Source organism: Bacillus paramycoides, from assembly GCF_001884235.1.
Taxonomy (GTDB): domain Bacteria; phylum Bacillota; class Bacilli; order Bacillales; family Bacillaceae_G; genus Bacillus_A; species Bacillus_A paramycoides.
On sequence record NZ_MAOI01000133.1, the window covers coordinates 1 to 12283 of the forward strand.

At 35.8% G+C, this 12283-nt stretch carries 9 protein-coding genes and 2 pseudogenes; 10 read left to right on the forward strand and 1 reads right to left on the reverse strand.

The features are described from left to right. Positions 1-780: RNA-guided endonuclease TnpB family protein (locus tag BAU28_RS27095; protein WP_071721121.1), on the reverse strand; the 780-nt coding region annotated here is incomplete at its 3' end. 460 nt (positions 781-1240) lie between these two features. Between BAU28_RS27095 and BAU28_RS27105 the strand changes: the two genes are divergently transcribed. From BAU28_RS27105 to BAU28_RS27150, 10 genes and pseudogenes are all read left to right on the forward strand, one after another. Beyond that, on the forward strand, positions 1241-1507 hold the full coding sequence (locus BAU28_RS27105) for a phosphocarrier protein HPr (RefSeq protein ID WP_071721070.1): 267 nt from the start codon (positions 1241-1243) through the stop codon (positions 1505-1507). A gap of 337 nt (positions 1508-1844) precedes the next feature. Continuing rightward, on the forward strand, positions 1845-3791 hold the full coding sequence (locus tag BAU28_RS27110; protein WP_071721072.1) for a BglG family transcription antiterminator: 1947 nt from the start codon (positions 1845-1847) through the stop codon (positions 3789-3791). A gap of 156 nt (positions 3792-3947) precedes the next feature. After that, a complete protein-coding gene (locus tag BAU28_RS27115; protein ID WP_071721074.1) occupies positions 3948-5903 on the forward strand; it encodes a PTS fructose transporter subunit IIABC in 1956 nt (651 codons plus the stop codon). A 17-nt stretch (positions 5904-5920) separates the two neighbouring features. Then, positions 5921-6868: a mannose-6-phosphate isomerase, class I gene (manA, locus tag BAU28_RS27120; RefSeq protein WP_071721075.1), complete on the forward strand. Its 948-nt coding sequence runs from the start codon at positions 5921-5923 to the stop codon at positions 6866-6868. A gap of 1280 nt (positions 6869-8148) precedes the next feature. Continuing rightward, positions 8149-9135: a mannose/fructose/sorbose PTS transporter subunit IIA gene (locus BAU28_RS27125; protein ID WP_071721077.1), complete on the forward strand. Its 987-nt coding sequence runs from the start codon at positions 8149-8151 to the stop codon at positions 9133-9135. A 36-nt stretch (positions 9136-9171) separates the two neighbouring features. Further along, on the forward strand, positions 9172-9972 hold the full coding sequence (locus BAU28_RS27130) for a PTS mannose/fructose/sorbose transporter subunit IIC (RefSeq protein WP_048376089.1): 801 nt from the start codon (positions 9172-9174) through the stop codon (positions 9970-9972). A 21-nt stretch (positions 9973-9993) separates the two neighbouring features. Further along, on the forward strand, positions 9994-10905 hold the full coding sequence (locus tag BAU28_RS27135) for a PTS system mannose/fructose/sorbose family transporter subunit IID (protein ID WP_002175137.1): 912 nt from the start codon (positions 9994-9996) through the stop codon (positions 10903-10905). A 194-nt stretch (positions 10906-11099) separates the two neighbouring features. Next, complete coding sequence (locus tag BAU28_RS27140; RefSeq protein WP_071721079.1) at positions 11100-11486, forward strand: DUF956 family protein; 387 nt, start codon at positions 11100-11102, stop codon at positions 11484-11486. A gap of 171 nt (positions 11487-11657) precedes the next feature. Beyond that, positions 11658-11783 (forward strand): annotated as a pseudogene (locus BAU28_RS27145) (hypothetical protein); the annotation flags it as partial. A 62-nt stretch (positions 11784-11845) separates the two neighbouring features. After that, a pseudogene (locus BAU28_RS27150) lies at positions 11846-12034 on the forward strand (hypothetical protein); the annotation flags it as partial. Positions 12035-12283 lie beyond the last annotated feature (249 nt).

Consider the following 12283-nt stretch of genomic DNA (forward strand, 5'->3'; position numbering starts at 1 on the left):
ATTTTTGATGATTTCAGTCGAGATTTTGTCCAAGTAATCTTTTCTAGCGTTTGTCATGTATTCATGAATTCTAGCGATCTTTACTCGTTGTTTATTCCAGCGAGAAGATCCTTTCATTCTTCTAGAAAGAACACGCTGTGCTTTTGCCAACTTCTCTTCTAATGATTGAAAAAACTTCGGATTTTTATAGGTTGTTCCATCTGACAAAATGGCGAAATCTTTTAGTCCTACATTCATTCCAATGTAAGAATGTGTTTTCGGAAGTTCTTGCACTTCTGCTTCAACTAATAATGACACAAAGTATCTGTCAGAAGGGTTCCGTCTAACCGTAGCATTTAAAATACGCCCTCTTACTTCACGACTTTTGGCAAATCGAACAAGACCTAGTTTTGGCAATTTCATTTTGTTTCCCACAACGGCAATGTTTTCATTTGTTTGTTGTGTGGTGTAAGATTGTGCATTGTTCTTCTTAGATTTGAAACGCGGGGCACTGTTTTGTTTTTTGAAAAAACGTGTATAAGCATCCGCAAGGTTGCGAACAGACGACTGAATAGCAATACTATCCACTTCTTTTAGCCAAACAAATTCTTTCTTCATGGCAGGAAGTTTGGCAGAGCAAGTACCATATTTCAAACCTTTTCCTGTTTCTTTGTATACGTTATCCCATAGAGATAGGAAATGATTGAATACAAAACGAGAACAACCAATCGTTTTATTGATTAGCGTTGCTTGTGCTTTATTTGGATATATACGAAATTTATATGCTTTATTGATAATCATAAGTTTCACCTCCATTTCGATATAATAATAATCATTCGAAACGAAATTGTAACATCTTCACTCCTATTCTATATCGGAATTATATAGAATAGGAGTGAAGGGATGAATGATAGAGAAAAAATGATTACATCTTTCGGTGAATTCTGGAAAGTAAATTCGGTTAAAATGCTGGCTGAATTGTATCCAGAAAACATTAAAAATCATTCGAATGTTTATAGTTAAATATACCCCTTTTAATGTTTTTTAGAGAAAATTGTATACCTCTAACCTCGCATAATATCAGAGGAAGGAGTCTTCTGTCGGAAAAAGATAAAAACAGCTTTTCCAGAAGCTACGGTAAAAAATAAAATTTTTACTTAGTTTGCTTTACTATATATTAAATGTAAACGTTTTCTATTCTCGGCGAAGATACTTAGAATGGGACCTTAATGAATTTAGAAAACTGAAGGGGGAATCATAAGTGGTAGAAAATTTATTTACAATATTAGAAGATGGGGGACTTCATGCGCGTCCTTCAACAACATTAGTTAATGCAGTTAGCTCATTTAAATCAGAAGTGATGCTTGAGTATAAAGAAAAACAAGTGAATTTAAAATCTATTATGGGTATTATGGCACTTGGTGTTCCAAAAGGCGCACAAATTAAAGTGATTGCAAAAGGGGAAGATGAAGAACAAGTGCTTCAAAGTGTAAGTAAAGTAATGCAAGTACAAAGTATTGGCGCATGATAATAAGTACCGTTTTGAATGGTTTATATAATAAAAGGAATTTCCAACGCGAGAACGTTTTATCTAGAAACTCCTGAGTCAATAACATATAACGGTATATCATATATTAATAAGTATTGAAAGAACATCAAGATTCCCAATAGATTTAACTTCTTGGGAATTTTGATGCTTACTAGTAAGGGCAATCTAGTGTCATGTTATTACATATAGATATATAACATAGTTGGAATTTTAAAATCAGCACATATAATCTAAAGTGTTAGTTATAAGGGAAAATAAAAATATCCTGTGACGTAATGCATATAACATAGAAGGATATAAGAGATAGGTGAAATTCATGAATACAAGACAAAAAGAAATTTTGTTTCTGTTATTATCTGAATCTAATGATTATTTATTAGTGCAAGACCTTGCGGATCAAGTAAATTGCTCGGAAAAAACAATTCGTAATGATTTTAAAGCAATTGAGGATCACCTTACGAATTATTCGAGTGCAATTCTTGTTAGGAAGCCGGGCTTAGGAGTTTACTTAGAGATTGAGGAATATGAAAAGGTAGATTTGTTTAATAAACTTTACTGTATAAATAATCGTACAAAGTATGAATCGGATGAAGAAAGAATCCTGCAAATTGCTTATAACTTGTTAATGAATGTAAAGGCAGTCACTGCACAGGATATGGCTTCTCAACATTTTGTAAATCGTACTACTATAAAGAAAGATTTAGATAGAATTGAAAAGTGGTTACATCATTTTGATTTAACTGTTGTTTCAAAACAGCGGATAGGACTGATTGTTAGGGGAAATGAAAAGAATAAAAGAAAAGCATTGGCTAGATTATCAGATTTAATTCGTAATTCAGAGCTAACGAATCAATTTATTAAGGAACAATTTTTATATCATGAAGTAGAATTTGTTACGAATGAATTGAAAGCGCTACAAAAACGACATGCATTATTTTTTACAGATGATGCATTTGAAAGTTTATTAGTTCATACGTTGCTGATGGTACGGAGAATGAAGCTTAAGCAATCGATTTTAACTTCTAAAAGGGAAATTAAAATAATACAAGAAACAAAAGAATATAAATGGACATTGGAGTTTTTAAAACGATTAGAGTGTGTTTTCGCTGTTCATTTTACAGAAGAAGAAGCGACGTATTTAACAGCTCATATTTTGGGCGGGAAATTCCGTTATCAAGACAAGCCAGGGGAAGGTAGTAAACTTACTGAAAGTAATCCAATCCTTTCTAGGGTTGTACATCAATTAATAAAACGAATGTCACAGTTGTATGAAATTGATTTCAGTAGAGACCAAGTTTTAATTGAGGGATTAACAATTCATCTATACACAACGTTGAATCGTTTGAACTATGATCTCTCTGTATCCAATCCAATGCTACACGATATAAAAAGAATGTATCCATATATGTTTAATATGTTGATTCAGGTATTAGAAGAAATAAATGAATCTTTAATTCTATATATTCCGGAAGAAGAAGCGGCGTATCTTACTCTACACTTTGAAGCATCTGTTGAACGGTTAGATCATCAGGAAAAATCAAAAAATGTAATTATAGTGTGTCATATGGGAATTGGGATGTCACAGTTGTTACGGACAAAAATTGAGCGGAAATTTCGTCATATCCATGTGATGGACTGCATTGCAAAAGCTGATTTACAAGATTATTTAATGAAACATCATGATGTGGAACTCGTTATTTCTACCATTGCTCTTTCAAAATTACTTATTCCTCATATTGTGGTATCCCCATTATTAGAGGGAGCGGAAGAAAAGAAGTTAGGGGACTTTATAAAAGAATGCGATGAACCGAGTTATAAAGAACAAAAAGACTTTGTTATGCTCAATTATACATCTCCATTTTTAGTATTTTTACAACAGGACGTGCAGCACCCATATGAGCTAATTGAAAAGCTAGCGCATGCTTTGCATAGCAAAGGCTATGTAGATAAAGAGTATGCAGAAAATGCAATTATAAGAGAAAAGATGTCAGCAACAACGATTGGAGCAGGGATTGCGATTCCACATGGCAATCCGAAATTTATTCAAGAGTCGGTAATTGCAATAGCTACATTAAAGGAACCAATTGATTGGGGATCAGAGAAGGTATCACTTGTATTTATGCTAGCAGTTAAAAGTGATGGGAAAGAGGTAACGAAACAGTTATTTCATGAGCTATCCTTCATAAGTCAGCAACCATCCTTTATTCAAAAGCTTACCAAAGAAACAAACGTAATGAAATTTTTATCGTATTTACATAATTAAACGAAAAGTGAGGGCCTAAATACTTCGCTTTTTTGTTTGTTACGGTAAAAGGTTTATTTTTCCGGAAGTTACGGTAAAAAATGAAACTTTTGTCATTACGATATTGATTTATATTATGTGTAGGCGCTTACAACGATAGTGTGAGGAGGATTAGAAATGAAACTGTTAGCGATTACATCGTGTCCGAATGGAATTGCCCATACTTACATGGCTGCAGAAAATTTGCAAAAAACAGCGGATAAATTAGGTATTCAGATGAAAATTGAAACCCAAGGTGGTATAGGGGTAGAAAATGAGCTGACTGAAAAAGATATTCGAGAAGCAGACGGTATCATTATAGCTGCTGATAGAGCGGTAAATAAAGATAGATTCGTAGGCAAAAAATTGTTGGTTGTCGGAGTTCAAGATGGTATCCGTAGACCAGAAGAATTAATTCAGAAGGTAGCAAGTGGTGATGTACCTGTCTATCATTCACAGGCCAAAACAGTTGATAGTAATCAACAGGAGAGAAAGCAAAACCCGATATATCGTCATTTAATGAATGGTGTATCTTTTATGGTTCCATGTATTGTAGTTGGTGGATTGTTAATTGCAATTGCATTGACGCTCGGTGGAGAAAAAACACCTGGAGGTCTAGTGATTCCAGATGGATCTTTCTGGAAAACAATTGAACAAATTGGTGGTGCATCATTTACGTTTATGGTTCCAATTTTAGCTGGATATATAGCGTATAGTATAGCCGATAAACCTGGTCTTGTTCCTGGTATGATTGGTGGATATATTGCAGCAACAGGAAGTTTTTATGGAAGTGAAAGTGGTGCTGGTTTTCTTGGCGGAATTATCGCTGGTTTCCTAGCAGGTTATGTAGCATTAGGAATTAAAAAAATAAAAGTTCCAAAAGCGATTCAACCAATTATGCCGATTATTATTATTCCGGTGTTCGCTTCGCTTGTAGTTGGTTTAGCATTTATATTTATTATTGGTGCTCCTGTCGCACAAGCTTTCGAGTCATTAACTGCTTGGTTGGCGGGTATGCAGGGATCAAGTTCAATTCTCCTAGCATTAATTTTAGGGGCAATGATTTCATTTGACATGGGTGGACCAGTCAATAAGGTTGCATTCTTATTTGGTTCAGCAATGATTGGAGAAGGAAACTATGAGATTATGGGTCCGATTGCTGCGGCAATCTGTATTCCACCAATTGGAATGGGACTTGCTACTTTCATAGGTAAGGGGAAATTCCAAGATTCAGAGAAAGAGATGGGTAAAGCATCATTTACAATGGGGCTATTTGGGATTACGGAAGGTGCGATACCATTTGCGGCACAAGATCCACTTCGTGTTATTCCAAGTATTATGGCTGGTTCAATGACAGGTGCTGTGATTGCCATGATTGGCCATGTAGGAGATAGAGTGGCACATGGCGGTCCAATTGTTGCGGTGCTAGGAGCAGTAGATAATGTATTTATGTTCTTTGTGGCTGTAATTGTAGGTTCAGCTGTGACTGCTGTTCTAGTAAATGTATTGAAAAAAGACATTTCAAAGGTAGAAAAACAAGCAGTTGAACAAATACAAGAAGTTTCAGCAACAAAAGAACTGCTGCAAGTGGAGCAAGAAACGCAAAAAGAAAGCAAACAAGTAGATAAGGTAGAAATAAAAAAACTAACAGACATTACGAGCTTAGAGTTAATTGAAACAGATCTAAAGGGAGAAATACGAGATGACGTCATTGATGAAATGGTTCAAAAATTAAACCATGTCGGTGCATTGCATTCCAAAACAGAATTTAAACAAGCGATTATGAATCGTGAGCAAGAAAGTACAACAGGTATTGGTATGAATATTGCGATTCCACACGGAAAATCAGAAGCTGTTAAGAAACCGAGTGTGGTATTTGGGATTAAACAATCAGGCGTAGATTGGAAAAGCCTTGATGGAACGGAAGCGAAATTAATATTTATGATTGCGGTACCAAAAGAAAGTGAAGGAAATCAACATTTAAAAATCCTTCAAATGCTTTCTCGAAAACTAATGGATGATAATTATAGAGAGCGGTTATTATCCGTCCAAACAAAAGAAGAAGCGTACAAGCTACTAGATGAAATTGTATAGAATGGAGGATTATAATCATGACTGAACCATTATTTTTTGCACCTGTTTTTAAAGAAAGAATTTGGGGTGGAACGCAATTAACTTCTTTTGGATATGAGATTCCATCAAATCAAACTGGAGAGTGCTGGGCTTTCGCAGCACATAAACATGGACAAAGTATTGTTAAGAACGGAAAATATAAAGGTTTATCTTTAGGTGAGTTGTGGGAAGAACATCGAGATTTATTTGGAAATGTGGAGGGAGATTGTTTCCCTCTTCTTACAAAAATTTTGGATGCCAATCAAGACCTATCTGTTCAAGTTCATCCAAATGATGAGTATGCCAGTGTACATGAAAATGGAGAACTGGGAAAAACAGAATGCTGGTATGTAATCGATTCCAAAGAAGACGCAGAAATTATTTATGGACATCATGCGAAAACAAAAGAAGAGTTCATGGCTATGATTGAACAGAAAGAATGGAATCAACTGTTACATCGTGTGAAGGTGAAACCGGGAGATTTCTTCTATGTACCAAGTGGAACTGTTCATGCAATCGGTAAAGGGATTTTGATATTAGAGACACAGCAAAACTCTGATACAACCTATAGATTGTATGATTATGATAGAAGAGATTCAGAAGGGAATTTACGTGAGCTTCATCTTGAAAAAAGTATTGATGTAACCGAAAATCCATTTATATCGAATCAGTTAACTGTAAAACATGAAAAAGTAAATGATTTGATCGTAACAAACTTTATCAAATGCCCGTATTTTTCAGTGGGAAAATGGGAGCTAGATGGATCAGCTAGTTTGAAACAACAAAAAGCATTCCTTCTTGTTAGTGTAATTGAGGGAGAAGGTGAGTTAATTAAAGATGGCGAACACTTTTTCTTTAAAAAAGGAGACCACTTTATATTACCTAATAATTTTGGGGAATACGATTTGGTAGGTAACACTAATTGTATTGTTTCAAGCTTGCAATAATTTTAATTATCCATATATAACGTATAAAGGATGTTTGTTTATTTTAACACAAATTAACCAGCTGTAGTCTTTGAATAAAGTATGATTCTTACAAATGCTTTAATTAGTTATATTTTAGTTTATCTAGGAATGACTGTGTTTGGAGTATAGCTTAGAAAATATTAGTTCGATTTTTTCTGATGAGGGTAACATTTTGTTACTCTTTTTTTGGGGGAATCAACATTAACTAGCTACTTCCTAAGCATTCTTCCGTATTAACCAACCTGTTTATGCTTTTTTCAAACTTTGCAACAGAGCCGTATTTCTGCTAGCTATTAAGAACGATGAAAAAGCCGTCTTTTATTCAAAAGCTTAAGAAATAAACGAATGTAATGAAGTTTTTATCTTATCTACGTCATGAAATGAGGTAAGGCTCGGAAGGTCTATACCTTTTTGTTTTGATAAGGTAAAATTACTATTTTTCCGGAAGTTACGGTAAAAAATAAAACTTTTAACTGTTTGATATTGAAATACAGTAATGGTAGATACTTTCATTAAGGTTTGAAGAGGATGTATTAACGTTTTCAATGACAACTGAGTATTAGATTCTGATAGTGAATGTATGATAGAAAGGCATTCTAGTAATATAAGTTATGGCAGTGAATTTTATTACTTAGCAGACCCTTTATTGACTTTATAGGTTTAAGTCAATGATTAGTTAATCTGGCATTGTATAAAAGCGCCTTATTTACTACTTCTATTTGTGAATAAAATCACAAGTGATATATGGAACAACAAAATGAGTTTTATGACTAAGCTTTCATCAATCATTTAATCTGGCGCAGTACTGTTAGGTAGAGGGGGGGGGACAGCTTTAACACTGATTCAGCGATAGTACACCATCCGCAGCCTCGCTGTATATCGTAATCTCATAGAGGAACAGAATAAAGCAGGCGGTCTGTTAGGAGAAGGTCAAGTAGTCCTGATGAGAATGAGAAAAAAATTTCACAGCAATCACTCAATTTTCGAAGAGATAGGCGACAACAATGCCTCCTCGCCAATTTTGAAACCGCTTTAAAAATCTCAAGAATCAGGTTTGTTCTGGGGGTGAATAAATGATAAATCTTGGCTATCAGGACAGAGCCGATACGGAATAATGAATTCCGAGATCCTTACTAGGGATAAAGGAGGTGATTTTCTCAGAGAAGAAGTTAACTTTTCAATAGACAAAGATTGACGAAAATAGACGCAACAGTTGTGTCTATTCAGAAAAAACAGAAGGAAACATTGGGGGTAGTGATATGGTTGGGATTATCCTAGCAAGTCATGGCGAATTTGCTGAAGGCATTTTACAATCTAGCGCAATGATTTTTGGAGAACAAGAAAACGTTAAAGCGGTTACCTTAATGCCGAGCGAAGGTCCAGGCGATTTGAGAGCAAAAATGGAAGCAGCAGTTGCATCTTTTGATAATCAAAATGAAGTATTGTTTTTAGTTGATCTATGGGGCGGTACTCCATTCAATCAAGCTAACAGCTTGTATGAAGAACACAAAGACAATTGGGCAATCGTTGCTGGTATGAATTTACCAATGGTGATTGAAGCCTATGCATCCCGTTTCTCAATGGATTCTGCTCAAGAAATCGCAGTACATATCGTTAAAACGGCAAAAGAGGGGGTTAGAATTAAACCTGAAGAGCTAGAGCCGAAAGAAAATACTAATACCGTAGTTGTTGAAGATGGACAAGCAAAAGGTCCGCTTGCTCCAGGTACAGTAGTTGGTGACGGGAAAATCAAGTTCGTTTTAGCCCGTGTGGATTCTCGTTTATTGCACGGTCAGGTAGCGACTGCGTGGACAAAGTCTACAAACCCAAATCGTATTATCGTAGTTTCAGATGCAGTGTCTAGAGACGACCTTCGTAAGAAATTGATCGAACAGGCGGCACCACCAGGGGTTAAGGCAAATGTTATTCCAATCAGCAAAATGATTGAAGTTGCAAAAGATCCCCGTTTTGGTAACACTAAAGCACTATTATTATTTGAAAACCCACTAGATGTCCTAAAAGTTATTGAGGGCGGTGTGGACATTAAAGAAGTTAACGTTGGTTCTATGGCTCATTCAACCGGTAAAGTTGTCGTTAGTAAGGTTCTTTCTATGGGACGAGAAGATGTTGAGGCTTTCGAGAGAATGGAAAAAAAAGGCGTTCGGTTTGATGTACGTAAAGTACCGAATGATAATCGTGCAAACATGGATGACATTCTAAAAAAAGCGAAAGTTGAATTAGCATAGTGACATAGCAAATTTAAATGAAATGGGGGGTCCATAATGTCTATTATAGAAATAGTTTTAGTAATACTAATTGCTTTTCTAGCTGGTATGGAAGGAATATTAGATGAATTTCAATTTCATCAACCACTAGTGGCATGTACATTAATTGGTTTAGTAACAGGCAACTTGGAGGCTGGTATTGTTCTTGGTGGTACACTTCAAATGATTGCACTTGGATGGGCAAATATCGGGGCAGCCGTAGCGCCAGATGCTGCATTGGCATCGGTTGCATCAGCAATTATTTTAGTATTAGGCGGACAAGGTGTTAGTGGTGTTGCATCAGCAATCGCAGTAGCGGTTCCGCTTGCAGTAGCAGGCCTTTTCTTAACAATGATCGTTCGTACACTAGCTGTCCCTATCGTACATATGATGGATACAGCAGCTGAAGAAGGAAATATAAAAAAAATCGAAATGTTACATATCGCTGCGGTGTGTTTACAAGGGATTCGAATTGCGCTTCCTGCAGGAGCACTTTTATTTATCCCTGCACAAAGCGTTCAAGCATTCTTGGAATCAATGCCTGCATGGTTAACTGACGGAATGGCTATTGGTGGTGGAATGGTTGTTGCGGTTGGTTATGCTTTAGTTATTAATATGATGGCAACTAAAGAAGTATGGCCATTCTTCATTATTGGTTTCGTAATAGCTGCAATCTCTCAATTAACACTTATTGCACTTGGTGCATTGGGTGTGGCTTTAGCTCTTATTTATTTGAAACTTTCTAAAATGGGTGGTTCTTCAAATGGTGGTGGAGGCAACTCTGGCGATCCACTTGGCGATATCTTAAACGATTATTAATTCAGAAGGAGGAGAAAAGAAATGGCAGAAAAAATTCAATTAACAAAAAAAGATCGTTTAGCCGTTGCATGGCGCTCTACGTTTATTCAGGGTTCTTGGAACTATGAACGTATGCAAAATGGTGGTTGGGTCTTCTCGATGATTCCAGCAATCAAAAAATTATATAAATCAAAAGAAGATCGAAAAGCAGCGTTAAAACGTCACTTGGAATTCTTCAATACGCACCCTTATATTGCTTCACCAATTCTAGGAGTTACATTAGCACTTGAAGAAGAACGTGCTAATGGTGCTGAAGTTGATGATGTGGCAATTCAAGGGGTTAAAGTTGGGATGATGGGTCCTTTAGCCGGTGTTGGTGATCCAGTATTCTGGTTTACCTTACGTCCGATGTTAGGTGCTTTAGGGGCATCATTAGCAATGGGTGGAAATATCCTTGGGCCAATCCTTTTCTTCTTAGCTTGGAATCTGATTCGTTGGGGCTTTATGTGGTATACACAAGAATTTGGTTATAAAGCAGGTTCTAAAATCACTGATAATCTTTCAGGTGGATTATTACAAGATATTACAAAAGGTGCATCAATCCTTGGTATGTTCGTACTTGCTGCCTTAGTACAACGGTGGGTATCGATTAAATTTCAGCCGGTTATATCTAAAGTTCAGTTAGATAAAGGTGCATATATTGAATGGGATAAGCTTCCTTTAAATGGGGAAGGAATACGTCAAGCTTTTGAACAAGTAAACTCAGGAATGGCACTTTCACCTACGAAAGTAACGACCTTACAAAATAACTTGGATCAATTAATTCCTGGTTTGGCTGCATTGCTTCTGACATTCTTATGTATGTGGTTGCTTAAGAAAAAAGTCAGCCCAATTGTTATTATTCTTTCCCTATTCGTAGTTGGGATAGTTGGTCACGTAATTGGACTTTTATAATGAAAGTATCGACGCTCTCAATTCCCAATGTTTACTATTGAGATGTAGTTTGTAGGAGACTTTTACAGCCTGCAAATACATAATTGTTTGCAAATAAAAGTGGCTGGAGGATATTGATTCGGCCACTTTTCATGTTGACTTAATTGCTTAGAGAAGCAATTAATAAATAAGATAATAGAAATGGAGCGGATATAATGGTTCAGTCAATTAATACAAAGGTAGATCTAGTAATAGATGCCACTTCCTTTATGGGACTTGCAGATTATGGGGAAATTATGATTGGTGATAAAGGGTTTGAATTTTATAATTCTCGTGACACACGTAAATTTATTCAAATTCCATGGGAAGAAGTAGATCACGTTATTGCCTCTGTGATGTTTAAAGGGAAATGGATTCCACGTTATGCGATTGAAACGAAGAGAAACGGGACCTTCACCTTTTCTTCTAAGGATCCCAAAAAAGTTCTTCGGACCATACGAGAATATGTAAATCCAAATCACATGGTTCGTTCTCTAAGTTTCTTTGATGTTATTAAACGATCATTTAAGTCGATGAGCAAGAAAAAATGGAATAAAAGCTAAAGTGACCCCTCTCAAGTAGATAGAATTCTATTTTGTGAAATCCTTTACGAAATGCAGATGTATATTTTAACTACCAAAATATTAGGTTTTATTCACTATGAGAGTATGTTTGTAAGAGTTTTTACGAGCATCCTTTTTGGTTGGGGATTTATCGGCCATAGAAAAAAGTTTAGTGTAATTGAGGGAGAAGGTGAGTTAATTAAAGACGGCGAACTCTTTTTCTTTAAAAAAGGAGACCATTTTATATTACCTAATAACTTTGGGGAATCTCCTACAGTGGAGAAACAATGGATGTAATCGAGTTAATGAAAACAGCAAAAGAGATTGGATTGAAGACAATTAGTCTTTCGCGTTTAGGAAGCAGATACGAGTTATACTTCCATAGTCAAGAATGGCACAATGAATCCTGGCAACCGAAAGCTTCTAAATTCTTTCCTTCAATCCTTATAATTACAGACAAACATTACGACGTTCAATCTCCTTATTTCCGTATCTTTCAGACTTCTTCCATCAATAAATTTATGGGTAGTATGTCAGCTAAATTATAATAACTCTTCCTAGACTAAACAGTACACCCGAATGTACGGCTGAAGATGAGAGAAGTTATAAGGCATACAGGGAATATTATGTTATACAACTGGGCATGAGTCTAAGAAAAATAAAGAAGCCCTTCTAAAAAGGCTTTTTTATTTTTAAACTGCATCTTTAGTAATTTTCACCTCATGATCAAATTACTCGTATAAGGTTAAAGTAATTACTTGAGCTAACATATTAGGGTTGATGGTAATTCGAGTCGT

Coding starts and splice junctions, on each gene's coding strand:
- BAU28_RS27140 (WP_071721079.1), top strand. CDS start 11,100: ATGGTTCAGTCAATTAATACAAAGGTAGATCTAGTAATAGATGCCACT.
- manA (WP_071721075.1), top strand. CDS start 5,921: ATGACTGAACCATTATTTTTTGCACCTGTTTTTAAAGAAAGAATTTGG.
- BAU28_RS27130 (WP_048376089.1), top strand. CDS start 9,172: ATGTCTATTATAGAAATAGTTTTAGTAATACTAATTGCTTTTCTAGCT.
- BAU28_RS27125 (WP_071721077.1), top strand. CDS start 8,149: ATGGTTGGGATTATCCTAGCAAGTCATGGCGAATTTGCTGAAGGCATT.
- BAU28_RS27115 (WP_071721074.1), top strand. CDS start 3,948: ATGAAACTGTTAGCGATTACATCGTGTCCGAATGGAATTGCCCATACT.
- BAU28_RS27135 (WP_002175137.1), top strand. CDS start 9,994: ATGGCAGAAAAAATTCAATTAACAAAAAAAGATCGTTTAGCCGTTGCA.
- BAU28_RS27110 (WP_071721072.1), top strand. CDS start 1,845: ATGAATACAAGACAAAAAGAAATTTTGTTTCTGTTATTATCTGAATCT.